We start from the raw sequence: 26,080 nt of genomic DNA, 5'->3' as shown, positions 1-26,080 counted from the left end.
CGAGCGTGGGGCGGACGCCCGGGACGGGATCGGTATGCTCGCCGCCATGCCCACGGCGACCAACCCTCCACCTCGGGACGAACCCCCCATACCGGTTCGTCTCGACGCCTGCCCGGGCACTTTGCGGCTGCACATGGCGGACGACGGTGCGCTGGCCCGCGTTCGAGTGCCCGGCGGCGTACTGACCGCCGCTCAGGCGGCCGCGCTGGCCGACGCGGCGGTCCGCCTCGGGGATGGTGCGCTGCACCTCACCTCGCGCGGGAATGTGCAATTGCGTGGCCTGGACGGCGACTGCGGCGCGGCCCTGGCGGGCCTGCTCGACGCGGCCGGACTGCTGCCTTCGTACCGCCACGAGCGGGTACGCAACATCGTCGCCTCCCCACTGTCCGGCCTCGACGGCACCGGACACGCGGACGTACGCCCCTGGTTGGGCGCCCTGGACGGCCTGTTGTGCGCGAGCGAGGCCGCGACCGCACTCTCGGGACGCTTCCTGTTCGCGCTGGACGACGGGCGCGGGGACGTGGCGGCGCTCGGCGCGGATGTGACATTGATCGCCTCTGGGGCTGCGGGGGCTGCTCCCGGTGGTGCTGCGGAGAGCGCTGCCTCTGGTGCGGTGGGCGCTGCCTCTGGTGCGGCGGGCCCTGCCCCTGGTGCGGCGGGCGCTGCTTCTGGTGGTGCGCTGCTGTACATCGGGGGCGCGGTCGGCGCACTTCGAGTGCGCGGCGCCGACGCCCCTCGGGCCGCGCTGATGGCGGCCGAAGTCTTCCTGGATGCGGCGGCGGAGAGCCGGTCCCGCGCCTGGCGGGTGAGCGATCTGCCGGGCGGTACCGAGGAGTTGGTACGCGAGACGGCGCGACGGCTGGACGCGGCGGGCATTGCTTGCACGTATGCGGCGGGGGCCTCGCTGCCTACGGGGGCGGCGCCCGCCCCCGGGATTGTCGACGGCCCCGACGGCCATCGGGCGCTGTCCGTCCTCGCCCCCCTGGGGACGCTGACCGCCGCACAGTGGGGGCTGCTGACCGACGTGGCCCGCACGGACGGTGCCGATGAGATACGGCTCACCCCGTGGCGCGGCGTGGTCGTCCCCGGGCTGGACCGCGCGGCCGCCGAGGCACGGCTGCGCGACCTGGCGGCGGCCGGCCTGATCACCGACCCCGCCTCCCCCTGGCACGGCGTCGGCGCCTGCATCGGCCGCCCCGGCTGCGCCAAGTCCCTGGCGGACGTGCGGGCCGACGCCGCGACGGCCCTGGGGGCGGGCGGCGGGCTGCCCGTGTACTGGTCCGGCTGCGAGCGCCGCTGCGGTCATCCGCAGGGCGACTGGGTGGACGTGGTCGCCACCCCCGAGGGCTACGAGGTCGACGGGTACCGGGTACCGCCGCGCGGTGAAGCCCTGCGTACTGTCGTGAACGACACCCGGGATATGAACGGGTCTTCACACGTGAACGGATCACCAGACGTGACGGCGACGAGATGAGCGAGAGCACCGTGTTCGACTACGAGAAGGACGGGGCGGAGATCTACCGCCAGTCCTTTGCCACCATCCGCGCGGAGGCGGACCTCGCGGGGCTGCCCGCGGACGTCTCCCAGGTCGCGGTCCGGATGATCCACGCCTGCGGCATGACCGATCTCGTCCGCGACCTCGCCTTCAGCCCGGAGGTGATCGGCCGCGCCCGGGCCGCGCTGGAGGCCGGCGCGCCGGTGCTGTGCGACGCGCAGATGGTCGCCAGCGGAGTCACCCGCAAGCGGCTGCCCGCCGACAACGCCGTGGTGTGCACCCTTTCGGAGCCGGGCGTGCCCGAGCTGGCCGAGAAGCTGGGCACCACGCGCAGCGCCGCCGCGCTGGAGCTCTGGCGCGACCGGGGCCTGCTGGAGGGCTCGGTGGTGGCCGTGGGCAACGCGCCGACCGCCCTGTTCCGCCTGCTGGAGATGGTCGCGGAGGGCGCGCCGCGCCCGGCGGCCGTCCTCGGCATACCGGTGGGCTTCATCGGCGCGGCCGAGTCGAAGGACGCCCTCGCGGCGAACACGCTGGGCCTGGACTACCTGGTGGTGCGGGGCCGTCGCGGCGGCAGCGCGATGGCCGCGTCCGCCGTCAACGCGATTGCGAGCACCGCGGAATGAGCACCACGGAGAGCGGCGCCGCCGAGCACACCGGGCGCAGCGGCAAGCTGTACGGAGTCGGGCTGGGCCCCGGCGACCCGTCCCTGATGACCCTGCGGGCCGTCGAGGCCATCGCGGAGGCGGACGTGGTGGCGTACCACAGCGCCCGGCACGGCCGGTCCCGCGCCCGCGCGATCGCCGAGCCGCACCTGCGCCCCGACCACATCGAGGAGCTGCTGCGCTACCCGGTGACGGTCGAGACGACGGACCACCCCGGCGGCTACCGGGGCGCGCTGAACGACTTCTACGAGGAGGCCGCGGCCCGGCTGGCCGCGCACCTCGACGCGGGCCGCACGGTCGCCGTCCTCGCCGAGGGCGACCCGCTCTTCTACGGCTCGTACCAGCACATGCACAAGCGGCTCGCGCACCGCTACCCCACCGAGGTGGTCCCCGGGATCACCTCGGTCAGCGCGGCCGCGGCCCGGCTCGGCGAACCGCTCGTCGAGGCCGAGGAGACGCTGACGATCGTGCCGGGCACGCTGCCCGAGGACGAGCTGACGGCCCGGCTGGCCGCCGCCGACTCGGCGGTCGTGATGAAGCTCGGCCGTACGTTCCCGACCGTGCGCCGCGCCCTGGAGCGTACGGGCCGGCTGGCGGACGCGCGGTACGTGGAGCGGGCGTACATGGACGGCGAGCGCACGGCGGCGCTGGCGGACGTGGACCCGGACTCGGTGCCGTACTTCTCGGTGGCCGTGCTGCCGTCGCGCGTGGACACCGGGCCCGCGGTCCCGGAGACCGGCGACGTGACGGTCGTCGGCACCGGGCCTGCCGGCGCTCCCTGGCTGACGCCCGAGTCGCGCGGTGCCCTCGACAACGCCACCGACCTGGTCGGCTACACGACCTACCTGGACCGGGTACCGGTACGGGCGGGCCAGGAGCGGCACGGATCGGACAACAAGGTCGAGTCCGAGCGCGCCGAGTTCGCGCTGGACCTGGCGCGGCGGGGACGGCGCGTCGCCGTGGTCTCCGGCGGCGACCCCGGCGTCTTCGCGATGGCCACCGCCGTCCTGGAGGTGGCGGCGCAGGAGGCGTACGCGGACGTCCCCGTACGGGTGCTGCCGGGGGTGACCGCGGCCAACGCGGCCGCCGCCCGCGCGGGCGCACCGCTCGGCCACGACTACGCCACGATCTCCCTCTCGGACCGGCTCAAGCCGTGGGAGGTGATCGCCGAGCGGCTGCGCGCGGCGGCCGCCGCCGACCTGGTGCTCGCCCTGTACAACCCCGGTTCGCGCAGCCGTACGTGGCAGGTCGGCAAGGCCCGCGAGCTGCTTCTCGAACACCGCGCGCCGGACACCCCGGTCATCCTGGGCCGCGACATCGGCGGCCCGGAGGAGAGCGTCCGCGTCGTACGGCTGGCGGACCTGGAGCCGGCCGAGGTCGACATGCGGACCCTCCTGATCGTCGGCTCCTCGCAGACGCAGACCGTACGGCGCGAGAACGGCGAGCAGATCGTCTGGACGCCGCGGCGGTACCCGGAGGACTGAGGCGCGCTTCGGGGGCAGCGGCTGTCCTTCGGGGGCGGCAGCTCCCTTCGTGGGGCGGTGCCCGCCGCCCCCGGGGTCACGCCTCCGTGAGGAACGCGCCGCCCACGTGCTCCGCCAGCCAGCGGACGGCCTGTTCCGGGCTGTCCGCCACGGGGACGCCGGCCGGGGCCGCCGGGCGGCGGACGACGACCACCGGGACGCCGGCCTCACGGGCGGCCGTGAGCTTGGGCGCGGTGGCCGCTCCCCCGCTGTCCTTCGTGACCACGACGTCGATCCGGTGCTCGCTCAGCAGCGCCCGCTCGCCCTCCAGGGTGAACGGGCCGCGGTCGAGCAGCACCTCCATGCGCGGCGGACACGGCCCCTCGGGCGCGTCCACGGACCGCATGAGGAACCACAGGTCCGCGAGGTCCGCGAAGGCGGCCAGGCCCATCCGGCCCGTGGTGAGGAAGACCCGCCGGCCCAGGTCCGGGAGGAGCGCGGCGGCCTCCTGGAGCGACCCGGCCGAGTGCCAGTCGTCGCCGTCCCCGGGGACCCAGCCGGGACGGCGCAGCGCCAGCAGGGGAACATGGGCCATGCCTGCGGCCGTCGCCGCGTTGAAACTGATCGTTCCGGCGAAAGGATGGGTGGCGTCGATGAGCACGTCCACCTGGTGCGCGCCCAGCCACTGGGCCAGCCCCTGCGCACCCCCGAAGCCGCCGATGCGGACCTCGCCCGGCGGCAGCACGGGGCGGGCGACACGGCCCGCGAGGGAGGTCGTCACGCGTACACCGCCGGCGAGCCGGCCCTCGGCCAGCGCTGCGGCGAGCCTGCGGGCCTCCGTCGTCCCGCCGAGTATCAGTACGTGCGTCGCGGCGTGCATCGGGACCTTCCATGGCTGAGGCGAGTGGCGGGCGCAGCGCCCAACTCAAGCACACCGGTCTGCGGCCCGGCTGGACGACCGGCGCCTGCGCGACCGCGGCGGCCACCGCCGCGTACACCGCGCTGCTGACCGGCGACTTCCCCGACCCGGTGACGATCACGCTGCCCAAGGGCCAGACCCCGGCCTTCGCGCTCGCGGTGGAGGAGCTGACCGAGGACGGGCCCGGGGAGGCGCCTGGAGAGCCGTCAGGCAGGCGCGCGACGGCCGGTGTGGTCAAGGACGCGGGCGACGACCCCGACGTCACGCACGGCGCGCTGGTCCGCGTCACCGCACGCGCCCTGCCGCCCGGCTCCGGTGTGGTCTTCAAGGCCGGACCGGGCGTGGGCACGGTGACCCGCCCCGGCCTCCCCCTCGACGTCGGCGAGCCGGCCATCAACCCGGTGCCGCGTCAGATGATGCGCGACCACCTGGCGCAGGTCGCCGCGCGCCACGGGGGCGGCGAGGCGGACGTCGAGCTCACCGTCTCGGTGGACCACGGCGAGGAAATCGCCCGCTCCACCTGGAACCCACGGCTCGGCATCCTGGGCGGCCTGTCCATCCTCGGGACGACCGGCATCGTCGTGCCGTACTCGTGCTCGGCCTGGATCGACTCGATCCGGCGCGGCGTGGACGTGGCCAGGGCGGCCGGCCGTACGCACGTGGCCGGCTGCACCGGCTCGACGTCCGAGAAGACGGTGGTGGCCGAGTACGGCCTGCACGAGGACGCCCTCCTGGACATGGGCGACTTCGCGGGCGCGGTACTGAAGTACATCCGTCGGCACCCGGTCGAGCGGCTCACGATCTGCGGCGGCTTCGCCAAGCTCTCCAAGCTGGCCGCGGGCCACCTGGACCTGCACTCCGCGCGCTCCCAGGTCGACAAGGGCTTCCTCGCCGGGCTGGCCCGGCAGGGCGGCGCCGACGAGGCGCTGGCCACGGAGGTCGCGGCCGCCAACACCGGTCTCGCCGCGCTCCAGCTGTGCGCGGCGGCCGGGGTCCCGCTGGGCGACCTGGTGGCCGCGACCGCCCGCGATCAGGCCCTCGAAGTGCTGCGCGGCGCCCCCGTGGCGGTCGACGTCATCTGCATCGACCGCGCGGGCAACGTGGTCGGGCGCAGTACGGTGCGCTGAGCTCGCCCCGGGGCCGTCCCCGGCCCGGCGGGATCAGCACACGTGGCGGTCGCGCTCCGCCGAGTACAGGTGGCTGTCCCGGAACTGCTCGGCGCCCAGCGTGCGGCCGACGATGATGACGGCCGTACGGACGATCCCCGCCGCCTTCACCTGGTCCGCGATGTCCGCCAGGGTGCCGCGCAGCACGAGCTCGTCGGGCCGGCTGGCCATCGCGACGACCGCGGCCGGGCAGTCAGCGCCGTAGTGCGGCAGCAGCTCTTCGACGACCCGGTCCGCGTACCGGGCGGCGAGGTGCAGCACCAGAAGGGCACCGCTGCGCCCCAGGGTGGCGAGGTCCTCGCCCTCGGGCATCGCGGTCGCCTGCTGCGCGATACGGGTGAGGATGACCGTCTGGCCGACCGTGGGCACGGTCAGCTCCCGCTTGAGCGCCGCGGCGGCCGCCGCGAATGCCGGTACACCGGGCACCACCTCATAGGGCACACCGGCGGCGTCCAGCCGCCGCATCTGCTCGGCGACCGCGGAGAAGACCGACGGGTCGCCGGAGTGCAGCCGGGCCACGTCGTGCCCGGCCTCGTGCGCGCGGAGCACCTCGGCGGTGATCTCGTCGAGGTTCAGCTGCGCGGTGTCCACCAGCCGGGCGTCCGGCGGGCATTCGGCGAGCAGTTCACGGGGGACGAGACTGCCCGCGTACAGGCAGACCTGGCAGGCGGCGAGCGTCCGGGCACCGCGCACCGTGATCAGGTCGGCGGCACCGGGGCCCGCGCCGATGAAGTACACGGTCATCTGTCGTCTCCTGAGGGTGCGTCGTAGTCGTCGATGCCTGCGCGGCGGTCGTCGTCCTGATAACGGCCGTCGCTCACGGGGGCCTTGCGCACGGCCCACTGGGTGACCGGCATGGCCTGCCGCCACCCGGTGAAGCCGCCCACCGGTACGGCGTGCGCCACGGCCAGCCGTACCAGCTCGCCGCCGTGCTCCCGGTACCAGTCCGCGAGCAGCGCCTCGGACTCCAGCGTCACGGTGTTGGCCACCAGCCGGCCGCCGGGCGGCAGCGCGTCCCAGCAGGCCGCGAGCAGCCCGGGGCTGGTCAGCCCGCCGCCGATGAAGACCGCGTCCGGTACCGGCAGGCCGGACAGGGCGTCCGGGGCCGGGCCGGTGACGACCTGTAGGGCCGGTACGCCGAGCCGGTCGGCATTGCGTCCGATGCGCTCGGCCCGTACGGGGTCGCGCTCGACGCAGACGGCGCGGCAGGAGCGGTGGGTCCGCATCCACTCGATGGCGATCGAACCGGAGCCGCCCCCGATGTCCCACATCAGCTCGCCCGGGGCCGGCGCGAGCGCCCCGAGGGTGGCGGCACGGACATGACGCTTGGTCAGCTGCCCGTCGTGCTCGTACGCGTCGTCGGGCAGCCCGGGTACCGCGCCGAGGCGCAGCGCATCCGGGGCGCGGCGGCACTCCAGGGCGATGATGTTCAGCGCGTCCCCGGGCGGGTGCGGCCACTCCTCGGCCGTGCCGGCCAGGACGCGCTCCCGCTCGCCGCCGAGCTGTTCGAGCACCCGCATCCCGCTCGGCCCGAAGCCCTGTTCTTCCAGCAGCCGGGCGACCTCGGCGGGAGTACCGGGGCCCGCGCTGAGGACGAGCAGCCGCCGGCCGTCGTGCAGCGCGGCGGTGAGCTGTGCGGCGGGGCGCCCGACGAGCGTGACCACCTCGGTCTCCTCCACCGGCCAGCCCAGCCGGGCGCAGGCGTAGGAGACGGAGGAGGGGTGCGGCATGATGCGCAGCGCGTCGGTGCCGACGGCCCCGTCGCCGAGCACTTCGGTGAGCGTCCGTCCGATGCCGTAGAACATGGGGTCGCCGCTGGCCAGCACCGCGACCTTCTGCCCGGCGTGCGCCGCGAGCAGCCCGGGCACGGCGGGCCGCAGCGGCGACGGCCAGGCCACCCGACGCCCCGCGCACTCCGCGGGCAGCAGGGCGAGTTGGCGCGGCCCGCCGATGACGACGTCCGCGTCCCGCAGCACGGTCTGCGAGGCGGACGGGATACCGCCCCACCCGTCCGCTCCGATCCCGACGACGGTCACGGCCGGTGGCGTGGGGGGTGGGGACGTGGCGGGGGTCACAGCCGGCTACCTCGGAGGTCGAGCGGGTTCGGAGCCGCACTCTACTGGCAGCACGCGACGGCCCGGCGGCCGCCTCCTGACGGCACCTGGGGCGGACCGCCGACGGCACGGCGGAGGATCGCCGACGGCGCCCGGGCGGTACTGCCGACCGCGCCGCTGTCATGCCCGTGGCGAAAGTTTTCCACAGGCGAACGGTCGGCCCGACGCGATGTGCCTCGCCGGGCGCAGAATGGGTCGCATGACTGACGAGACCACTGCCATCACCGAGTCCATGCCGGACTGGGAAAAGCGCTTCCGGGCCCCGCGCGTCGGCCTCCCCGAGTGGGCCGAGGACGCCCCCGCGCGCTCCCTGTTCGTGTCCAACGCCACCGGCACCTTCGAGCTGTACGCGTGGGACCGGGCCAGCGGTGAGCAGCGCCAGGTCACGGACCGGCCGAACGGCACGACGGACGGGACGCTCACCCCCGACGGCGAGTGGATCTGGTGGTTCTCGGACACCGACGGCGACGAGTTCGGCGTCTGGATGCGCCAGCCGTTCGGCGGCGGCGAGGACGAGCCGGCCGCGCCCGGCCTCGCCCCCTCCTACCCCGGCGGACTCGCCCTCGGCCGCGACGGCACGGCCGTCATCGGCTGCTCCACCGACGAGGAGGGCTCGACGATCCATATCGTCCGCCCCGGCCAGGACCCGGTGGAGATCTACCGCCACCGCGAGTCGGCCGGCGTCGGCGCTCTCTCCCACGACGGCTCGCTGATCGCCGTCGAGCACACCGAGCACGGTGACGCGATGCACTCCGCGATCCGCGTCGTGCGCCCCGACGGCTCCACCGTCGCCGAGCTGGACGACACCAAGGGCGGCACCGAGGAGCTGGGCCTGTCGGTGATGGGCTTCGCCCCGGTCGACGGCGACGCCCGGCTGCTGGTCGGACACCAGCGCCGCGGCCGCTGGGAGCCGATGATCTGGAACCCGCTGACCGGCGAGGAGACCGCGCTCGCCATAGAGCTGCCCGGCGACGTCGGCGCCGACTGGTATCCGGACGGCTCGGCCCTGCTGGTGGAGCACGAGTTCCAGGCCCGCGGCGAGCTGTGGAAGTACGTGCCCGAGGACGGCGAGCTGACCCGCGTCGAGACCCCGACCGGCACGGTCTCCGGTGCCACGGCCCGCCCCGACGGCACGGTGGAGTTCCTGTGGTCCTCCGCGGCGCAGCCCCCGGAGGTGCGCTCCACGAGCGGCGCGGTCGTGCTCGACCCGCCCGGGATGAAGGCGCCGGGCTCCGTCCCGGTGACCGACACCTGGGTCGAGGGCCCCGGCGGCCGCATCCACGCCCTGATCCAGAAGCCGGCCGGCGATGGCCCGTTCCCCACCGTGTTCGACATCCACGGCGGCCCGACCTGGCACGACAGCGACGCCTTCGCCTCGGCGCCGGCCGCCTGGGTGGACCACGGCTTCGCGGTCGTCCGGGTCAACTACCGCGGTTCGACGGGTTACGGCCGGGAGTGGACGGACGCGCTCAAGCACCGCGTCGGCCTGATCGAGCTGGAGGACATCGCCGCGGTCCGCGACTGGGCGGTGGAGTCCGGCCTCGCCGACCCCCGCAAGCTCGTCCTCTCCGGCGGCTCCTGGGGCGGGTACTTGACCCTGCTCGGCCTGGGCACCCAGCCGGAGTCCTGGGCGCTGGGCCTGGCCGCGGTCCCGGTCGCGGACTACGTCACGGCGTACCACGACGAGATGGAGGCGCTGAAGGCGATGGACCGCACGCTCCTCGGCGGCACGCCGGAGGAGGTGCCGGAGCGCTTCGAGGCGTCGTCCCCGCTGACGTACGTCGACGCGGTCCGCGCGCCGGTGTACATCTCCGCCGGGGTGAACGACCCGCGCTGCCCCATCCGCCAGGTGGAGAACTACGTCGACCGCCTCAAGGACCGCGACCACCCGCACGAGGTCTACCGCTACGACGCGGGCCACGGCTCCCTGGTCGTCGAGGAACGCATCAAGCAGCTCCGCCTGGAACTGGACTTCGCCCGCCGGTACCTGGGGGACGTATGACCAACGTGTGAGACGAGGTAGACGCACCACCCCCGGGCCTGGCCGATTACGGCGCGGGGTGCCGGGCCCGGGCGGCGGGGCTGGGCCTGGGTGGGGGGCCAGGCCTCGGTGGGGCCTAGGTGGGGCGGGCCTGAGTGGGCGGGCATGTGCCTACGCCTGCGCCTGCGCCTGGCCTGCGTACTTACAACTGAGTGGAGGTGGGGAGGGGGTGGGGCGGGGGGAGGGGGGAGGCCCCCCGAGAAGCTCATCGGGAAAGCCCCTAACCGATCCGGCCAGGCGCCCCCCTCAAGAGCCGGAAGAGACCTTCTGCTCGGACTCCGACCCCGCCTCGGACTCCGTCCCCGACCCCGCCTCGGGCTCCGCCCCCGACCCCGGCTCGGGCTCGGGCTCGGCAGACGCCCCCCGCTCCATCCCCAGCCCCTCCGCCGGAATTCCCAGGGCCGCGTCGCGGGCCGCTTCGGACTCGCGGCGGAAGAGGCGGAACCACATGAAGAGCACGAAGCCCGCGAAGACGAACCACTCGCCGGTGTAGCCGAGGTTCTGGAACGCCTTGAGGTCGAGGCCGCTGCCCTCGGCCGCGGCCGGTGGTACGGCCTTCAGCGGGGCCTGGGCGTGCGAGACGGTGATCCAGGCGTCGTACACGTCGTACGGCACGATGTTGACCAGCGACGCCGCGCTGATCATGCCGAGCTGGCCCTTCGGCAGGCCGCCACCCGCCTGGACGCCGTTCGTGCCCTGGTTCTCCGACGCCTGCAGCGCGCCGGTGACGGTCACCTCGCCGCGCGGCGGCGCCGGTACCTTCGCCGTGTCGGCCTTCGCGTCCGCGTCACCCGGCAGCCAGCCGCGTACGACGGGCAGCGCCTTGCCGCCGTCCGTACGCAGCATGGTCAGCACGTAGAAGCCGGTGCGCTCGCCGAGCTGCCGGCCGGGGACGAGCAGCTGGTGGCCGGTGTCGTAGTGCCCGGTCACGGTGGCGCGCCGGCCCGAGGTGTTCTTGTCGACGGGCAGCAGCTGGGTCAGCGGGCGGGCGGCCGCGGTCTTGGCGTCGGCCGCCTGGTGTTCCTGCTGCTGGTGTGTGTCGACGCGGTCCTCGAAGCGGCTCAGCTGCCAGCTGCCCATGAAGACGCACACGGGGATCGCCAGCAGGACGAAGACGTTGATTCCCCACCATCGCGGGGTGAGCAGGAACCGGTACACACCATCAAAGGTACGGGCACGTGCCTCGTACCCGGACGGCGGGCCCGTATCTGCCCCGGCCCCGCCCCACCCTCCGGGCAATAGTCCTCCGGGCAACCGTCCTCCGGGCCACGGCCCTCAGAGACAAGCCCCGGGACTACTGCCCCGGCAGCGGGCCCGTGCGGTACACCGTTCCCGCGCACGCGTCGTTGATCGTGGTGGTCGCGGCCGACGGCTCGCCGGCCTCCGGAGTGTGGCTGACCGCCACGCTGGCCGCCTGCGTACCGTCCTCCGCCGGACCGTCGCTGCCGCTGCCCGTCTGGTCGCCACTGCCGTCGGCCGAGGAGGAGTTCGCCGGTTCGCCGGAGCCCGCCCCCTCGGAGCTGCCGGGCGTCGGCGTACCGGGCGCCGCGCAGCCCGAAGGCCCGCCGCCCTCCGCCGGGACCCAGGCGAACTTCACTTCGTACGCCTGGCCGGGCCTCAGCACGATCTGGTCGGGTGCGACGGACGGGTCCGGCAGGCCCGGCGCGGCGTCGCCCGCCGTGTGGTCGACGACCTGGACGCGGGTCGGGTCCGCGCTGCCCTGGGCGACGGCGATCACGCTGCCGCCGCCGTCGACCGAGCAGGTCGCGGCGGAGGTGTTGACGACGCGCAGGGAGCCGTAGACACGGCCTTCGGCGTCGGGCGTGCCGAGGGCGGCGCTGCCGCTGCCGAGCTGGGCACGCAGGCAGGTGGGCGAGGTGACGTCCATCGTCGCGGCCGGGTCGACGACGGAGCCGCCGGGCTCCTCGGTCCTGCCGTCCTTGGCCTTGCCCTTGTCGTTGCCGGTCTTCTTGCCGTCCTTGTCGGACTTCTTGCCGTCCTTACCGGCCGGGCGGTCGCTGTGCCGACTGCTCGTACCGCCCTTGGTGCCGCCGGTGGTGACGTGCGCCTCGGAGCTGCTGGCGGCGTTGGCGCGGCGGTCGGCGGCGTCGTCCCCGCCGTTCGCTACGTGCAGCATGGCGGGCATGGTCGTACCGCCGAGGAGCAGTACTGCTGCCGCGCCGACCACTGCGTGCCGGCGGCGCCTGCGCCGGGCCGGTACCGCACGGCGGAGCGTTTCGAGAGAGTCGGGGGACGGTTCCAGGTCCTGGACGGCGGACTGCAGGAGATTCCGCAGCTCCTCCTCGCCACCGGCACCGGAGTCACCGCCCACGGAACTACCGCCGCCGAACCCGGCCCCGCCGAATCCGGCCCCGCCGAGCCCCGCCTCACCAAGGCCGCCGTCGGCGTCGCCCCCGCCGTCCCCCATGGCACCGTTGTCATCCGACGCCGAGGCCGACGCCGATGCCGAGGCCGCCCCCGAGGCCCCACGCTCCGTACCGTGCGCCCGCTCGTCCTCACCCCGCGTCCCCCGCGCCGACCGCCCGCTCTCCGACCGCCCGCTCTCCGATCGTCCGTCCTCCGACCGCCCGTCCTCCGAGCGCGCCGTTCCCTCCGCCCCCGGCGCCCGCTCGGACGCGGGCTCGTGCGGGCCGTGCTGCTTGCTGGTCATGCCGGAGCCTCCATGGCGACGCGCAGCGCCGCGATACCCCGTGAGCCGTACGCCTTCACCGAGCCGAGCGATATGCCCAGCGTCTCGGCGACCTGCGCTTCGGTCATGTCGGCGAAGTAGCGCAGCACGAGGACTTCGCGCTGGCGCCGCTGCAGACCGCGCATCGCCTTGATCAATTGGTCCCGCTCCAGCTGTTCGTACGCGCCCTCTTCGGCGCTCGCCATGTCGGGCATCGGCTTGGAGAGCAGCTTCAGACCGAGGATGCGGCGGCGCAGCGCGGAGCGGGAGAGGTTGACGACCGTCTGCCGCAGATAGGCGAGGGTCTTCTCGGGGTCGCGTACGCGTCCGCGCGCGGAGTGCACGCGGATGAACGCTTCCTGGACGACGTCCTCGCAGGACGCGGTGTCGTCCAGGAGCAGCGCGGCGAGACCGAGCAGGGAGCGGTAGTGCGCTCTGTAGGTCTCGGTGAGGTGGTCGACTGTCGTGCCGGCTGCCATCGCCTCGTCAGCCCCGTGCTGGGACGGTGCCTGCGTGGGACGCGCGGCGGGCCAGGGGGCGATCACCGGCATGCCACCGGGGATGCGAGTACGCGATGGCCGCGCCACAGCCGCGCTGCCCGCGCTCCCGGGGCCGATTGCAATGCCGAGTACCTCTGCCACGCCTGTTGGACACGCTTCCCCCCGTCAGGGTTGTACGCGCAAGGCACCGTTTTTGGCGATGCGTTGAATGCCCTCATGCGTACCAGCTCTTCCCCGATGCGCCATATTGCCCGTGCCCATAAGGGCGGTTGTACGTACTTGCCGCGGCCCTCGCGGGACCTTCGTCGTACGCCGCGCATTGCGCGTCGCCGAACCGTGCTGTGCCGAACGCCCAGGAGGGGCGGCGACAAAGACGCTCCCCGCGCGGCTGCGGTTGCAGACGACGGGGAGCGAATGGCCGAGCGCGTCATCGGCCCTGATCAAGGGACCAGGACGGATGATCCGCTCACAGGACCTTCACAAGTAGTCAGCGAATTATTACCCACCGGAGAAGCTCTTGGGGAGTGGGTTCTTCGAACTTCAAGTAATTCTGCGGACCGGCCGCGGACCGGCTAGCGGACCAGCTGCGGGCCGACTGCGGCCGACGACCGGTCAGCTTCCGTCGCCCGTCAGCTCCGCCGCGACCACCTCGGCGATCTGCGCCGTGTTCAGCGCCGCGCCCTTGCGGAGGTTGTCGCCGCACACGAAGAGTTCGAGCGCGTGCGGGTCGTCCAGGGACCTGCGCACCCGCCCGACCCAGGTCGGGTCCGTGCCGACCACATCGGCGGGCGTGGGGAACTCGCCCTCCCCCGGGTCGTCGCACAGGACGACGGCGGGCGCCGCGGCCAGGATCTCGTGCGCCCCGGCCACCGTGACCTCGCGCTCGAAGCGCGCGTGCACGGTCAGCGAGTGTGTGGTGATCACCGGTACGCGGACGCAGGTCGCGGTGACCCGCAGCTCCGGCAGTCCGAGGATCTTGCGGGACTCGTTGCGGACCTTCAGCTCCTCGGAGGACCAGCCGTCCTCCTGCAGGGACCCGGCCCACGGCACCACGTTGAGCGCCATCGGCGCGGGGAACGGCCCGAGGTCGTCGCCCACGGCCCGCCGCACGTCACCGGGGGTCGTCCCCAGTTCCGTACCGGACACCGCGGACAGCTGGCCGCGCAGCGCGTCGACGCCGGCCTTCCCGGCGCCGGAAACGGCTTGGTACGAGGAAACGATCAGCTCGCTCAGGCCGTACTCGGCGTGCAGCGCGCCCAGCGCGACGATCATCGAGAGCGTCGTGCAGTTCGGGTTGGCGATGATGCCGCGCGGCCGTACACGGGTGGCGCGCGCGTTGACCTCCGGTACGACCAGCGGGACGTCCGGGTCCATCCGGAAGGCGGCGGAGTTGTCGACGACCACCGCGCCCTTGGCGGCGGCGATCGGCGCCCACTTCGCCGAGACCTCGTCCGGCACGTCGAAGAGCGCGATGTCGATGTCGTCGAAGACCTCTTCGGCGAGCGCGAGGACCTCGGTCTCCGCGCCCCGTACGGTCAGCTTGCGCCCCGCCGAGCGCGGGGAGGCGATCAGCCGTACCTCGCCCCAGATGTCGGCGCGCTCGGACAGGATGCCGAGCAGTACGCCGCCGACGGCGCCGGTGGCACCGACGACGGCGAGGTTCGGCTTACGGGGCGCGCGGTCGTCCGCGCGCCCCGCCTGGGCCGAAAACACCGGCCCATCAGCCGTTGTCATCGGCCGGTGCCGCCATAGACCACGGCCTCGTCGGAATCGGTGTCGAGACCGAACGCGCTGTGGACGGCCTGCACGGCCTCGTTGACGTCATCGGCGCGCGTGACGACCGAGATGCGGATCTCGGAGGTCGAGATGAGCTCGATGTTCACGCCCGCGTTCGACAGCGCCTCGAAGAAGCCCGCCGTGACGCCCGGGTTGGTCTTCATACCGGCGCCGACCAGCGAGATCTTCGCGATCTGGTCGTCGTAGCGCAGCGAGTCGAAGCCGACCGACGGCTTGGTCTTCTCCAGCGCCGCGATGGCCTTGCGGCCCTCGGTCTTCGGCAGCGTGAAGGAGATGTCGGTCAGGCCCGTGGACGCGGCCGAGACGTTCTGCACGACCATGTCGATGTTGATCTCGGCGTCCGCGATCGCCCGGAAGATCGTCGCGGCCTCGCCCGGCTTGTCCGGTACGCCGACGACCGTGACCTTCGCCTCGGAGGTGTCGTGCGCGACGCCCGAGATGATCGCCTGCTCCATCGGCTGGTCCCCTTGCGGTTCGTTGCTGACCCACGTACCCCGCAGCCCCGAGAACGAGGACCGGACGTGGATCGGGATGTTGTAACGGCGTGCGTACTCGACGCAGCGGTGCAGCAGCACCTTGGAACCGGAGCTGGCCAGCTCCAGCATGTCCTCGAACGAGATCCAGTCGATCTTGCGGGCCTTCTTCACGACCCGCGGGTCGGCGGTGAAGACACCGTCGACGTCGGTGTAGATCTCGCAGACGTCCGCATCCAGCGCTGCGGCCAGCGCGACGGCGGTCGTGTCCGAGCCGCCGCGGCCCAGCGTGGTGATGTCCTTCTTGTCCTGGGACACACCCTGGAAGCCGGCGACGATCGCGATGTTGCCCTCGTCGACGGACGTCTTGATCCGGCCCGGCGTGACGTCGATGATCCGTGCCTTGTTGTGCACGGAGTCCGTTATGACACCGGCCTGGCTGCCCGTGAAGGACTGCGCCTCGTGTCCGAGGTTTTTGATCGCCATCGCCAGCAGGGCCATGGAGATCCGCTCTCCGGCGGTCAGCAGCATGTCGAACTCGCGGCCCGAAGGCATGGGGGAGACCTCCCCCGCGAGATCGATCAGCTCGTCCGTCGTGTCGCCCATCGCCGAAACCACTACGACAACCTGGTTGCCGTTCTTCTTGGCTTCGACGACTCGCTTGGCAACGCGCTTGATGCCCTCGGCATCCGCAACGGATGAGCCGCCGTACTTCTGCACGACAAGGCCCACGTGTGCTCGCTCCTCGCAACTGTCTGTCGGATCCCCGGGTACCTGCGGGTTCCGCAGGCCTGCGGGCGTTTCCGGACCCCTGTGCAGGGGTCATGCGGTCGGCTCAGTCTATCGAGCAGGCGGAATCCGCCTCGCCAATACCACATCGTGAGACACATTGCTCGCTACGCGATCAAAACAGTCGGCGTGCCGGTCGTACCCGGCCTCCTGCGAGGCCGTACGCGACCGAAGCGCCCTCCGCCGTGACCGGCGCGAGCCGACTCGCGTCCTGCTTACGAGTATCTCCCGAAACGGTCGGCGTGGCGCATCGTCGCGCCCGCTCGGCAGGCCACCTGCCCGCTTCGGAGGAGAGCACACGGAAACCATGCGGAAACGTAAGCCAGCTCACAGTCCGTACGGGGGGCGCGGAAGCGCCGCCCGATGCCTCAGCCCTGGCGCAGGCCCAGCGGTCCGGCGATCTCGGCCGCCATGACCTTCCCGGCCTCTTCCTCCAGGTTCTCCTCGCCGTCGGCACCGCTGTCGGTGTCCAGACCGTCGAGCTCGTCCAGGGGCTGGTCGAGGCGTACGTGGGCGACGAGCGACTGCAGGGCGCGCAGCGCGGCGCTGGCGGTCGGGCCCCAGTTCGACAGGTACGAGAACTGCCACCACCACAGGGCCTCGCTGATCCGCCCGGCCCGGTAGTGCGCGAGGCCGTGCCGCAGGTCGGTCACGATGTCGGCGAGGTCGTCGGAGATCCGGCAGGCCACTGGCGCACTGCGCGGTACGTACGGGTCGAACAGCTCGTTGTACACGTCCACCGGGTCCAGCAGCGTCGCGAACCGCTCGCGCAGCTCGTCCACGTCCGGCTCCGGGCCGATGTCCGGTTCGTACCGGTCCTGCGGGACGATGTCCTCGTGCGCGCCCAGCCGGCCGCCGGTGAGCAGCAGCTGCGAGATCTCCAGCAGCAGGAAGGGCACGGCGCTGTCCGGCTCGTCACCGCGCGCCACTTCCGTGACCGCCACGATGAAGCTTTCGACCGAGTCGGAGATCTGTACGGCGAAGTCGTCCGGATTCTGCGTGGCGTTGTGCAACGTGGGATCAGACATCGAGAAGTCTCCGTCCTTCGAAGGCCCGCCCGAGCGTGACCTCGTCGGCATACTCCAGATCGCCCCCGACCGGCAGTCCGCTGGCCAGACGCGTCACCTTCAGCCCCATGGGCTTGATCATGCGCGCGAGGTACGTGGCGGTCGCCTCGCCCTCGAGGTTCGGATCAGTGGCCAGGATCAGCTCGCCGACCGTGCCGTCGGCGAGCCGGGCCAGCAGCTCTCGTATCCGCAGGTCGTCCGGGCCCACGCCCTCGATGGGGCTGATCGCTCCGCCCAGTACGTGGTACCGGCCGCGGAACTCCCGGGTCCGCTCGATCGCGACGACGTCCTTGGGCTCCTCGACCACGCAGATGACCGCGGGGTCGCGGCGCGGGTCACGGCAGACCTGGCACTGCTCGTCCTGCGCGACATTGCCGCACACGCTGCAGAACCGGACCTTCGCCTTGACCTCCATCAGCGCGTTCGCCAGCCGGCGGACGTCGGTCGGCTCGGCCTGGAGGATGTGGAAGGCGATCCGCTGCGCGCTCTTGGGACCGACGCCGGGCAGCCGACCCAGCTCGTCGATCAGATCCTGAACCACGCCTTCGTACACGGAACGCTCTCTCCCTTGTCCGCCCTGCTCGTACGCTAGTTGGCCTCCTGCCCGAAGGGGAGGCCCCGGTCGTCCGTCAGAAGGGGAGGCCGGGGATGCCGCTGCCGCCGCCGAGGCCCTGCGCGAGCGGGCCCAGCTTGTCCTGCTGGAGCTTCGCGGCCGCGGCGTTGGCGTCCTGAACAGCGGCGATGACGAGATCCGCGAGGGTCTCGGCCGTCTCCTCGGGCGTCGCCGCCTCCGGGTCCACCGCCTTGGGGTCGATCTCCAGGCCCTTCAGCTCGCCGGCGCCGGTCACGGTCGCCTTGACGAGCCCACCGCCCGCCGACCCCGAAACGGGCGTCTGCGCCAGCTCCTGCTGGGCCGCCGCGAGGTCCTGCTGCATCTTCTGGGCCTGCTGAAGCAGCTGCTGCATATCGGGCTGACCACCGGGGATCACTGCGGACTCCTGCCGTACGACTACACATGTTTGCGGTAGCCCGAGCCTACGTGCTCCATGGCCGCCGCGCCCTACGCCGCAGGAAGGAGTACGGATGTACGTCTCCCCCGGGCCGCCCCGAGCCTGCGGCGATTACGGAAAGCGACATATGGAAGCTTGATCTTTACTTTCCGTACTTTCCGTCCCTCCTTCTGCCGCCGCGCGCTCACTCGTTGTTGTACTCCTCTATGACCGTCGCGCCGAGCTCGCGGACGATGAGGTCGTAGCCGCTGAGGGCGGTGTCGACGAGGTCGGGGTCGTCCTCGGCCGGCATGTCCTCCTCGATCGAGTACGACGGGGGCTCCGGCTCGCGGTACGCGGGCTCGGCGGCCGGCGGCTGGGCCTGCTGCGCTCCGGCCGAGGCCACGGCCTGCCGGGCGCGCTGCGCGCCCTGGCCGCCGCCCGCGCTGCCGGACTGGTCGGGCGTGCCGGGCGTGCTCTGCGGGGGCGGGGCAGGCGCCGCGGCCTGCTGCGGGGGCGCGGCCGGGGCACCGCCACCGCCGTAACCACCGCCGCCGAAGCCGCCACCGGGCGCACCGGCGCCGCTGCCGCCGAAGCCTCCGCCGCCGGGCGCACCGCCGCCGCGCGGGGCCGCGCCGCCGCCCGGCGGATTGGCGCCGCCCGGCGGGTTGGCGCCGCCCGACGGGTCGATGATCGCCTCGACCCGCCACTGCACGCCGAAGCGCTCGGCCAGGGCCTCGCGCAGCACGTCCTCACTGCCGCCGTTCGCGAAGCTGTCGCGCGCACCGGCATTCGGGAAGCCGACCTGGAGGGTCGTGCCGTCGAACCCGGCGACCTGGGCGTTCTGGCTGAGCAGGATCCAGGTGAAGCGGCGCTTCCCCTTCACCGCCTCCAGAATGTCCGGCCACATCTGCCGTACTTGCTGTGTCTGCACAGCGCCCTGCGCGCCGGCCCCCGGCCCCTGCGCAGCGGCGGGCCGGCCCGCGCCGTACTGCTGGCTCTGTGCCGCGGGCTGCTGCGGCGCCGGTGACTGGGGTGCGGAGGGCTGCGGGGCGGGTGCCTGCTGGGTGGACGGTTGCTGCCCGGGCGACTGCTGTACTGGCGCGGCGCCCTGGCCGCCCTGGCTTCCGGGCGCGGCCGCGGTCGGCCAGCCGCCCGGCTGTCGCGCACCGGTCGCACCGGCCGCACCGCCGTCGGCCGCACCGGCCGCGGGGCCGGCCTGAGAGCCCGTACCACCGCTCGTCGGCCAGGCACCGGGCCGCTGACCGGCCTCCTCGCCGGACCCGCCGGATCCGCCCGGGCCGCTCGCGGCGCCGGGCCAGGCGCCCGGACGGCGCGCTCCCGCATCGCCCGCCTGGCCGCTGTCACCCGGCGCACCGCCCGGCTGCTGCGCACCCGAGGGCCACGCGCCTGCCGGAGCGCCGCCGCTGCCGGCGGGCGCGGGGCCCGCCGCCGTACCGGAGGCATCACCCGGACCATTACCGGCGCCCGCCGGGCCACCGGCCGACGGCGCATCCACCCCGGCCGCTGGAGCACCGCCGGTGGGCGCGGGGGCCGCCGCCCCGCGGACCGCCGCCCGCGCCGCCGCAGGACCGGCGGGACCCGCCGGAGCAGCCGGCGCCGCGTGCGCCCCCGGCCCCGGCACGTACCCCGCCGCGACCTCGCCGCCGGGCTGCATCACCGGCATCCCGCCGGGGCCGGGCGCGCCGCCCGGTCCCGCGGGCAGCCCGCCGCCGAGCGCGGCCGCGCCGGCCCCGCGCTCCAGGCGGTCCAGCCGCGCCTGCACCGAGCGCTCGTCGTCGTACGCCGCGGGCAGCAGCACCCGCGCACAGATCAGCTCCAGCTGCAGTCGCGGGGAGGTCGCCCCGCGCATCTCCGTCAGCCCGGAATTGACGAGATCGGCCGCCCGGCTGAGCTCGGCGGCCCCGAAGACGGACGCCTGGGCCTGCATCCGCTCCACGACATCGGCCGGGGCGTCGATCAGCCCCTTCTCCGCCGCGTCCGGGACGGCCGCCAGGATCACCAGGTCCCGCAGCCGCTCCAGCAGGTCGGCGACGAACCGCCGCGGGTCGTTCCCGCCCTCGATCACCCGGTCCACGACCTCGAAGGCCGCCGCCCCGTCCCCCGAGGCGAACGCCTCCACGATCGAGTCCAGCAGCGACCCGTCCGTATAACCGAGCAGCGCCGTCGCCATGGCGTATGTCACACCGTCGGCACCGGCTCCGGCCAGCAGCTGGTCCATCACCGACATCGAGTCACGCACGGACCCGGCACCCGCCCGCACGACGAGCGGCAGCACCCCGTCCTCGACCGGGATGTCCTCCCGGCCGCACACCTCACCGAGGTACTCGCGCAGCGTCCCCGGCGGCACGAGCCGGAACGGGTAATGATGCGTACGCGACCGGATCGTCCCGATGACCTTCTCGGGCTCGGTCGTCGCGAAGATGAACTTGAGGTGCTCCGGCGGCTCCTCGACCACCTTCAGCAGGGCGTTGAAGCCCGCCGAGGTGACCATGTGGGCCTCGTCGATGATGTAGATCTTGTACCGGCTGCTCGCCGGGCCGAAGAACGCCTTCTCGCGCAGCTCACGCGCGTCGTCCACACCACCGTGCGAAGCGGCGTCGATCTCGATGACATCGATCGATCCCCGACCGTTACGGGCGAGATCGATACAGCTCTGGCACTCCCCGCACGGCGTCGGAGTGGGACCTTGCTCACAGTTGAGGCAGCGCGCCAGGATCCGCGCGCTGGTCGTCTTGCCGCAGCCGCGCGGTCCGCTGAAGAGATACGCGTGGTTGACGCGGTTGTTCCGCAGGGCCTGCTGCAGCGGGTCGGTCACGTGCTCTTGCCCGATGACCTCGGCGAAGGTCTCGGGGCGGTAGCGGCGGTACAGCGCAAGGGATGACACGCATACGACGATATCGGCCCGCACTGACAACCGGCCCCGCCCGCGGCTCCCCGCAGCCACCGGACGGGACGCGGGTACTGGTCGGCGCGGACTGCACGGCCGCCCGGCCCGGGAACGCAAACGCCCCCCACGCACCCGCCAGAGCCGACCTACCCTTGCTGCCTTCCGGCCCTGGGGGAGTTCAGTCAGATAGCGCCACGTGAGGGGCTGCGCCCACAGTACCTGATCCAGCGCCCCCGAAACGACCCTCACCCCCCTCGCCGGGCAGGGTTGTTCACGTCACATCAGTCGGCCGGGGATCGAGTTCGCGAGCACTCCTCCACGTCATGTAATGTCTTCCTCGGAGGATTCGCCTAGTGGCCTAGGGCGCACGCTTGGAAAGCGTGTTGGGGGCAACCCCTCACGAGTTCGAATCTCGTATCCTCCGCCAGTGCCTCACCGGGCACTACGTCGAAGGGCCCCACCGCTTGCGGTGGGGCCCTTCGACGTTCCGCGCCGACCGACGGCCGGCTGCCGGCGGGCTGCGTCCGAGCGCGGACGGTCGGCTGCCGAGCGCGGACGGATCATCGCGCCCCACTGGCCGCGCGCCCCGCGCTCCGCTCCCCCGCACCCCACCCGCACCCCTGCGGCAGAAACGTTGCGCCTGTACGCGCCAATATCTATTGCCGCGGCGAGAGAAATCAGCGTGAGGCGCGCTGAGGGTTTCTTGTGCGGGAGACGGAGTGGAATTACTCACCACCCAGTGCGGACCGTACCGTGCTAGTGTCGTTACCAGTTGCAGTTGTGGTTCCCAAAACTTCAAGTGCCCCCACCGTGCTTTCGTTACCGGTGGGAGCGCTTTTTGTGTTTCCGGTCTTTTTCCGGCGGGGTGATCATCGCGGCGACATGGAGTCCGCAAGGTGTGGGCTTCAGGAACTGCCCCGAAGGAGAAATTGACATGGCTGCTGGCACCGTGAAGTGGTTCAACTCGGAAAAGGGCTTCGGCTTCATCGAGCAGGACGGCGGCGGCCCCGACGTCTTCGCCCACTACTCGAACATCGCCACCCAGGGCTTCCGTGAGCTCCTCGAAGGCCAGAAGGTGACCTTCGACATCGCGCAGGGCCAGAAGGGCCCGACGGCCGAGAACATCGTTCCCGCCTAAGGCTGACGCATCATCGCAGCTGGGGCCCGCACCTTGGGGTGCGGGCCCCAGCTCGTTGCTTTTCCCGGCGCACCGGACGCACACCCCGATCAGGAATCGGGAGCCAGGAAACAGGAATCGGATGCAATCCGACCGCTCCGCTCTCCCGGCTTGCGTTTCTCCGGTTCGCCCGTTCATTTCATCCGGCTCGTTCTCGCAATTCTCCGCGCTGTGTACTCGCTGCGGGTTTTCCTTGATACGCGCCGCATCGAGGAAGGTTTACCCAAAGAATGAAGCGCACACGCGGAAATGATCGCTACAGCCGTACGCGTGCCGGTGGCTCCGGCTCCGGTGGTTCCGGCGCAGGCAGGGGCGGCGGCCGCTTCGGCTCCCCGTCCGCCGGCCGCTCCGGCGGCCCGCGCCGTTCCGGCGGTAACGGTCGTCGGCAGGCCGCTCCCCAGGGCGAGTTCGCGCTGCCGGTGACCGTCACCCCCGCGCTGCCCGCCGTCGAGGCGTTCGCCGATCTCGAGATGCCGGCGCAGCTGCTGGCCGAGCTCGGCTCGCAGGGCGTGACCACGCCGTTCCCGATCCAGGCGGCGACCCTGCCGAACTCCCTCGCGGGGCGTGACGTGCTCGGCCGTGGCCGCACCGGTTCGGGCAAGACCCTCGCCTTCGGCCTCGCGATGCTGGCCCGTACGGCCGGTCAGCGCGCCGAGCCGCGCCGCCCGCTGGCCCTGGTCCTCGTACCGACGCGCGAGCTGGCCCAGCAGGTCACCGACGCGCTCACTCCGTACGCCCGCGCCCTGAAGCTGCGGCTGACCACGGTGGTCGGCGGGATGTCGATCGGCCGGCAGGCCGGTGCGCTCCGCGGCGGTGCCGAGGTCGTCGTCGCGACGCCGGGCCGTCTCAAGGACCTCATCGACCGCGGCGACTGCCAGCTCAACCAGGTCGGCATCACCGTCCTCGACGAGGCCGACCAGATGGCCGACATGGGCTTCATGCCGCAGGTCACCGCGCTGCTCGACCAGGTGCGCCCCGAGGGCCAGCGGATGCTGTTCTCGGCCACGCTGGACCGCAACGTCGACCGGCTGGTCCGCAACTACCTGACCGACCCGGTGGTCCACTCCGTCGACCCGTCCGCGGGCGCTGTGACCACGATGGATCACCACGTGCTCCACGTGCACGGCACGGACAAGCACCAGCTGACCACCGAGATCGCGGCCCGCGACGGCCGGGTGATCATGTTCCTGGACACCAAGCACGCCGTCGACAAGCTGACCCAGCACCTGCTGAACAGCGGCGTACGCGCCGCCGCGCTGCACGGTGGCAAGTCCCAGCCGCAGCGCACCCGTACGCTCGCCCAGTTCAAGACCGGTGACGTGACGGCGCTGGTGGCGACCAACGTCGCGGCGCGCGGAATCCACGTCGACAACCTCGACCTGGTCGTGAACGTCGACCCGCCCCAGGACCACAAGGACTACCTCCACCGAGGCGGCCGCACGGCCCGCGCCGGTGAGTCCGGCAGCGTCGTCACCCTGGTGACGTCCAACCAGCGCCGCGACATGAGCCGTCTGATGGCCACGGCGGGCATCACCCCGCAGATCACCCAGGTCCGCTCCGGTGACGAGGAGCTGAGCCGCATCACGGGCGCGCAGGCCCCTTCGGGTGTCCCGGTCACCATCCCCAAGCCCGCCGCGGAACGCCCCCGCAGCGGCAGCCCGTCCTCGGCCCGGGGCCGTCGCAGCCGCGGCGCCCAGAACCGCCGCACCGACCGCACGCGGCGCGGCCCCGGTCAGCGGCAGTCCGCCCCCGCCTCGGGGGCCGGCACCCGCTGATCGTCCCTGTCCCTGTCCCTGTCCCTGTCCCTGTCAGCCGGCCCCTCTCCCCCTGTCTGTGAGGCATCATGCGCTGCATCATCGCTCGTTTCCCGTTCGACCTGTCCAAGGATGGGGTGCTGGCCGCCATGAAGGGCGTCAAGCCGGAGCCCCTCACGGGTGGTGACTCGGTGGTGATCGGCCGCCGCCAGTACCCGGTCAAGCAGGTGGGCGCGATCGTCACCCGGCAGGACCGCCGCGACTTCACCGCCGGGGAGGTCACCCGGGCCATGACGCGGCTCGGCTTCACGTGCCACACAGCCGCCGATTCCGCGCCCGCGGAGGCTCTCACCCCGCTGGAGGCCGCGTCGGCGATGCTCGGGGCCCCCACCCCCGAGTAGCGGGGACGGCATCAGGACAACGAGGAGGGCCCTGCCGGTGCGCACCGGCAGGGCCCTCCTCGTGTATGGCTCAGGGACGCGTGCGTCTCAGAGACGCGTGCGTCTCAGTGGCGAGTGCGCCCGAGGGACGCGTACCTCCCCGGGACGTGTACCTCTCAGTGGTCGGAGTAGCTGAAGTCGCCGACGGTCCACGCGCTCACATCCTGGATCGCGACGCGGTACATCCCGCCCGTCTCGGGGATCCCGATGCTGCCCTGCAGGATGCGGGCGACATGGAAGTGCAGGTGGGTGGGGACTGCGGTGCCGTCGGGCCGGTTCTGTGTCCTGTCGGTGGTGAAGATGCCGGAGAACGGGCCGAGGCGCGCCGAGTCCGACAGGACCTCCGACACCCGCTGCCGCCACACGGCTTCGGGGGCCAGTCGGCCGGTGATGACCGCACTGCTGGTGACGACGGTCAGGGGCATCTGATTGCTTTGCTCGGACTCCACCATGGCGGCGATGTCGACGAGCAGCGCGTCAGGGTTCGACATGAGAGCCGATTCTATTCAGTGGCGCGATCCAGCGGCTCGGCCCGCCCGCCGAATGCGCTGAAACCTCTCCTCGCCGGAGTAGACATTGAGCAGTCGCACGGTGAAGGCTGCTCGCGCGGCCGGCGGCCCCGCGAGCCCCGGCTGTCGGACAGATGGTGTTGAATTTCCCGCGGGGCCCTGCTGCCGCACGGCACCAGCGCCCCGCGACGGTCGGCTCAACGAGGTGAAATGACAGCAGATAACCCGCTCAGTGGTCGGCTGGACGACGACGACTACCCCGCGTACACCATGGGACGGGCCGCCGAGATGCTCGGCACCACTCCCGGGTTCCTCCGCGCCATCGGCGAGGCCGGGCTGATCACGCCGCTCCGCTCGGAGGGCGGGCACCGCCGGTACTCGCGCTACCAGCTGCGGATCGCCGCCCGCGCCCGCGAGATCGTGGACCAGGGCACCCCGGTGGAGGCCGCGTGCCGCATCGTCATCCTCGAGGACCAGCTCGAAGAGGCCCAGCGGATCAACGCCGAGTACCGCCGCGGAGAAGACAAGCCGGACGACGACGCGCACTGAGCGGGCCGCTCCCGGGCCCTCTCGTTGACGTATTCCTGTGGGGTGTTCGGCGATTTCACCGTGACACCCGTTGCCGGGCTCGGTAAATGGTGCTGGAAATGCGCCAGTTGCGTCCGATCGCGCCACTCCGGCCGAGCATGAGCGGCAATCCGGCGGTCGAGTATGGGCTGCTCATCGAGGGGGTATCAGAGCACGGTCAGCGCCCTTCAAGGGGGGATTCAGAATGACCACACCGCCTCAAGCGTGTGTCGTACTCGATATTCCAGAGGGCTTACGGCTGAACCTCTTGGGTCTCGTCGTAGAAGTCGGCCAGGTACGGATAGTCGCTGACCGGGCAGGTCTGCTCGGCAACCTCATCGCGTCCCTGACCTGCGGCGGCACCGCGGCCGCAGCCAAGAGCCTGGAGACCGTGGCCCAGATGCTGCGCTCCCAGGAGCAGCCCGAGGAATCCGGCCAACGCACATAGGAACGGAACCACCGCTGCCTCGTCCCGCGCACGCTCGGGGCGAGGCAGCGCTGCGTCCCGAGGGTCCCGGCCAAATGCATTGCGGGGCGGGGTAATCACCTCCCCATTCG

Annotated in this window: 23 protein-coding genes, 1 tRNA gene and 1 other RNA gene; 11 read left to right on the top strand and 14 right to left on the bottom strand. The window is 72.6% G+C overall.

Going from position 1 to position 26,080, the window contains the following annotated elements; all coding sequences use genetic code 11:
* The first annotated feature begins 34 nt into the window (after positions 1-34).
* From cobG to IF04_RS0121175, 3 genes are read left to right on the top strand one after another with little or no spacing between them, the layout of a single operon-like run.
* Positions 35-1,474 (top strand): precorrin-3B synthase, encoded by a 1,440-nt coding sequence (cobG, locus tag IF04_RS35920; protein ID WP_063829502.1) that lies wholly within the window; start codon positions 35-37, stop codon positions 1,472-1,474.
* Positions 1,471-2,118, top strand: a complete 648-nt coding sequence (locus IF04_RS0121180; RefSeq protein WP_030259977.1) for a precorrin-8X methylmutase — start codon at positions 1,471-1,473, stop codon at positions 2,116-2,118. Before cobG ends, IF04_RS0121180 begins: the two co-directional genes overlap by 4 nt.
* The gene (locus tag IF04_RS0121175) at positions 2,115-3,641 is read left to right on the top strand and encodes a precorrin-2 C(20)-methyltransferase (protein WP_030259975.1); all 1,527 of its coding nucleotides are present in this window, start codon (positions 2,115-2,117) and stop codon (positions 3,639-3,641) included. Before IF04_RS0121180 ends, IF04_RS0121175 begins: the two co-directional genes overlap by 4 nt.
* Positions 3,642-3,717: 76 nt before the next feature.
* Here IF04_RS0121175 and IF04_RS0121170 read toward each other — a convergent pair whose 3' ends face one another.
* Positions 3,718-4,500 (bottom strand): cobalt-precorrin-6A reductase, encoded by a 783-nt coding sequence (locus IF04_RS0121170; protein ID WP_030259972.1) that lies wholly within the window; start codon positions 4,498-4,500, stop codon positions 3,718-3,720.
* Between the two features lie 11 nt (positions 4,501-4,511).
* On the opposite strand from IF04_RS0121170, the gene IF04_RS0121165 reads away from it, so the two are divergent.
* Positions 4,512-5,666, top strand: a complete 1,155-nt coding sequence (locus IF04_RS0121165; protein ID WP_030259969.1) for a cobalt-precorrin-5B (C(1))-methyltransferase — start codon at positions 4,512-4,514, stop codon at positions 5,664-5,666.
* A gap of 33 nt (positions 5,667-5,699) precedes the next feature.
* Here the strand turns inward: IF04_RS0121165 and cobM are convergent, their stop codons facing one another.
* Together cobM and cbiE are read right to left on the bottom strand one after the other, a co-directional pair.
* Positions 5,700-6,449, bottom strand: coding sequence for a precorrin-4 C(11)-methyltransferase (gene cobM, locus IF04_RS0121160; protein WP_030259966.1), 750 nt, complete (start codon positions 6,447-6,449; stop codon positions 5,700-5,702).
* Positions 6,446-7,780 (bottom strand): precorrin-6y C5,15-methyltransferase (decarboxylating) subunit CbiE, encoded by a 1,335-nt coding sequence (gene cbiE, locus IF04_RS0121155; protein WP_078600565.1) that lies wholly within the window; start codon positions 7,778-7,780, stop codon positions 6,446-6,448. The genes cobM and cbiE overlap by 4 nt, the downstream gene beginning before the upstream one ends.
* A gap of 238 nt (positions 7,781-8,018) precedes the next feature.
* Between cbiE and IF04_RS0121150 the strand changes: the two genes are divergently transcribed.
* Positions 8,019-9,821, top strand: a complete 1,803-nt coding sequence (locus IF04_RS0121150; RefSeq protein ID WP_078600563.1) for a S9 family peptidase — start codon at positions 8,019-8,021, stop codon at positions 9,819-9,821.
* A 285-nt stretch (positions 9,822-10,106) separates the two neighbouring features.
* Here the strand turns inward: IF04_RS0121150 and IF04_RS0121145 are convergent, their stop codons facing one another.
* From IF04_RS0121145 to ffs, 10 genes are all read right to left on the bottom strand, one after another.
* The gene (locus IF04_RS0121145; RefSeq protein ID WP_051831410.1) at positions 10,107-11,018 is read right to left on the bottom strand and encodes an SURF1 family protein; all 912 of its coding nucleotides are present in this window, start codon (positions 11,016-11,018) and stop codon (positions 10,107-10,109) included.
* 136 nt (positions 11,019-11,154) lie between these two features.
* Complete coding sequence (locus IF04_RS39880; RefSeq protein WP_030259957.1) at positions 11,155-12,531, bottom strand: DUF4232 domain-containing protein; 1,377 nt, start codon at positions 12,529-12,531, stop codon at positions 11,155-11,157.
* Positions 12,528-13,100 (bottom strand): SigE family RNA polymerase sigma factor, encoded by a 573-nt coding sequence (locus tag IF04_RS0121135; RefSeq protein ID WP_030259954.1) that lies wholly within the window; start codon positions 13,098-13,100, stop codon positions 12,528-12,530. The genes IF04_RS39880 and IF04_RS0121135 overlap by 4 nt, the downstream gene beginning before the upstream one ends.
* Positions 13,101-13,661: 561 nt before the next feature.
* Positions 13,662-14,762: an aspartate-semialdehyde dehydrogenase gene (locus tag IF04_RS0121130; RefSeq protein ID WP_030259951.1), complete on the bottom strand. Its 1,101-nt coding sequence runs from the start codon at positions 14,760-14,762 to the stop codon at positions 13,662-13,664.
* A 17-nt stretch (positions 14,763-14,779) separates the two neighbouring features.
* Positions 14,780-16,051: an aspartate kinase gene (locus IF04_RS0121125; RefSeq protein ID WP_030259949.1), complete on the bottom strand. Its 1,272-nt coding sequence runs from the start codon at positions 16,049-16,051 to the stop codon at positions 14,780-14,782.
* 425 nt (positions 16,052-16,476) lie between these two features.
* Complete coding sequence (locus tag IF04_RS0121120; RefSeq protein ID WP_030259947.1) at positions 16,477-17,136, bottom strand: DUF5063 domain-containing protein; 660 nt, start codon at positions 17,134-17,136, stop codon at positions 16,477-16,479.
* Positions 17,129-17,728, bottom strand: a complete 600-nt coding sequence (recR, locus tag IF04_RS0121115) for a recombination mediator RecR (protein ID WP_030259945.1) — start codon at positions 17,726-17,728, stop codon at positions 17,129-17,131. The genes IF04_RS0121120 and recR overlap by 8 nt, the downstream gene beginning before the upstream one ends.
* Positions 17,729-17,804: 76 nt before the next feature.
* A complete protein-coding gene (locus IF04_RS0121110; protein ID WP_078600555.1) occupies positions 17,805-18,164 on the bottom strand; it encodes a YbaB/EbfC family nucleoid-associated protein in 360 nt (119 codons plus the stop codon).
* Positions 18,165-18,369: 205 nt separating this feature from the next.
* Positions 18,370-21,072: a DNA polymerase III subunit gamma and tau gene (locus tag IF04_RS0121105; protein WP_030259939.1), complete on the bottom strand. Its 2,703-nt coding sequence runs from the start codon at positions 21,070-21,072 to the stop codon at positions 18,370-18,372.
* A gap of 113 nt (positions 21,073-21,185) precedes the next feature.
* An RNA gene (gene ffs, locus IF04_RS36975) (signal recognition particle sRNA small type) lies at positions 21,186-21,284 on the bottom strand.
* 130 nt (positions 21,285-21,414) lie between these two features.
* Here ffs and IF04_RS0121100 point away from each other — a divergent pair.
* From IF04_RS0121100 to IF04_RS0121085, 4 genes are all read left to right on the top strand, one after another.
* A tRNA-Ser gene (locus IF04_RS0121100) sits at positions 21,415-21,502 on the top strand.
* A gap of 507 nt (positions 21,503-22,009) precedes the next feature.
* Positions 22,010-22,213 carry a cold-shock protein gene (locus IF04_RS0121095; RefSeq protein ID WP_030259935.1) on the top strand — a complete coding sequence of 68 codons (204 nt, stop codon included), beginning with the start codon at positions 22,010-22,012 and terminating at the stop codon, positions 22,211-22,213.
* Positions 22,214-22,482: 269 nt separating this feature from the next.
* Positions 22,483-24,027 (top strand): DEAD/DEAH box helicase, encoded by a 1,545-nt coding sequence (locus IF04_RS0121090; protein ID WP_030259932.1) that lies wholly within the window; start codon positions 22,483-22,485, stop codon positions 24,025-24,027.
* 68 nt (positions 24,028-24,095) lie between these two features.
* Positions 24,096-24,407 carry an SCO5918 family protein gene (locus IF04_RS0121085; protein ID WP_030259928.1) on the top strand — a complete coding sequence of 104 codons (312 nt, stop codon included), beginning with the start codon at positions 24,096-24,098 and terminating at the stop codon, positions 24,405-24,407.
* A 155-nt stretch (positions 24,408-24,562) separates the two neighbouring features.
* On the opposite strand, the gene IF04_RS0121080 is transcribed toward IF04_RS0121085, so the two are convergent.
* Positions 24,563-24,937 (bottom strand): hypothetical protein, encoded by a 375-nt coding sequence (locus tag IF04_RS0121080; RefSeq protein WP_030259925.1) that lies wholly within the window; start codon positions 24,935-24,937, stop codon positions 24,563-24,565.
* Between the two features lie 228 nt (positions 24,938-25,165).
* Here IF04_RS0121080 and IF04_RS0121075 point away from each other — a divergent pair, with 228 nt between their 5' ends.
* Positions 25,166-25,504, top strand: coding sequence for a MerR family transcriptional regulator (locus IF04_RS0121075; protein WP_030259921.1), 339 nt, complete (start codon positions 25,166-25,168; stop codon positions 25,502-25,504).
* A 286-nt stretch (positions 25,505-25,790) separates the two neighbouring features.
* Positions 25,791-25,970 (top strand): hypothetical protein, encoded by a 180-nt coding sequence (locus IF04_RS38795; protein WP_157847686.1) that lies wholly within the window; start codon positions 25,791-25,793, stop codon positions 25,968-25,970.
* Positions 25,971-26,080: the final 110 nt, after the last annotated feature.

Origin of the sequence: Streptomyces violens (assembly GCF_000717745.1) — a bacterium.
In the GTDB taxonomy this organism is placed as follows: domain Bacteria; phylum Actinomycetota; class Actinomycetes; order Streptomycetales; family Streptomycetaceae; genus Streptomyces; species Streptomyces violens.
Note: the sequence above shows the minus strand (reverse complement) of the source record. Positions and strands in the feature narration are given on the sequence as shown.

Bases quoted from the DNA above. Each gene is read 5' to 3' on its own strand.
- cobG (WP_063829502.1), top strand. From the start codon at position 35: ATGCTCGCCGCCATGCCCACGGCGACCAACCCTCCACCTCGGGACGAA.
- IF04_RS0121180 (WP_030259977.1), top strand. From the start codon at position 1,471: ATGAGCGAGAGCACCGTGTTCGACTACGAGAAGGACGGGGCGGAGATC.
- IF04_RS0121175 (WP_030259975.1), top strand. From the start codon at position 2,115: ATGAGCACCACGGAGAGCGGCGCCGCCGAGCACACCGGGCGCAGCGGC.
- IF04_RS0121170 (WP_030259972.1), bottom strand. From the start codon at position 4,500: ATGCACGCCGCGACGCACGTACTGATACTCGGCGGGACGACGGAGGCC.
- IF04_RS0121165 (WP_030259969.1), top strand. From the start codon at position 4,512: ATGGCTGAGGCGAGTGGCGGGCGCAGCGCCCAACTCAAGCACACCGGT.
- cobM (WP_030259966.1), bottom strand. From the start codon at position 6,449: ATGACCGTGTACTTCATCGGCGCGGGCCCCGGTGCCGCCGACCTGATC.
- IF04_RS0121150 (WP_078600563.1), top strand. From the start codon at position 8,019: ATGACTGACGAGACCACTGCCATCACCGAGTCCATGCCGGACTGGGAA.
- IF04_RS39880 (WP_030259957.1), bottom strand. From the start codon at position 12,531: ATGACCAGCAAGCAGCACGGCCCGCACGAGCCCGCGTCCGAGCGGGCG.
- IF04_RS0121135 (WP_030259954.1), bottom strand. From the start codon at position 13,100: ATGCCGGTGATCGCCCCCTGGCCCGCCGCGCGTCCCACGCAGGCACCG.
- IF04_RS0121120 (WP_030259947.1), bottom strand. From the start codon at position 17,136: ATGTCTGATCCCACGTTGCACAACGCCACGCAGAATCCGGACGACTTC.
- IF04_RS0121095 (WP_030259935.1), top strand. From the start codon at position 22,010: ATGGCTGCTGGCACCGTGAAGTGGTTCAACTCGGAAAAGGGCTTCGGC.
- IF04_RS0121090 (WP_030259932.1), top strand. From the start codon at position 22,483: ATGAAGCGCACACGCGGAAATGATCGCTACAGCCGTACGCGTGCCGGT.
- IF04_RS0121085 (WP_030259928.1), top strand. From the start codon at position 24,096: ATGCGCTGCATCATCGCTCGTTTCCCGTTCGACCTGTCCAAGGATGGG.
- IF04_RS0121080 (WP_030259925.1), bottom strand. From the start codon at position 24,937: ATGTCGAACCCTGACGCGCTGCTCGTCGACATCGCCGCCATGGTGGAG.
- IF04_RS0121075 (WP_030259921.1), top strand. From the start codon at position 25,166: ATGACAGCAGATAACCCGCTCAGTGGTCGGCTGGACGACGACGACTAC.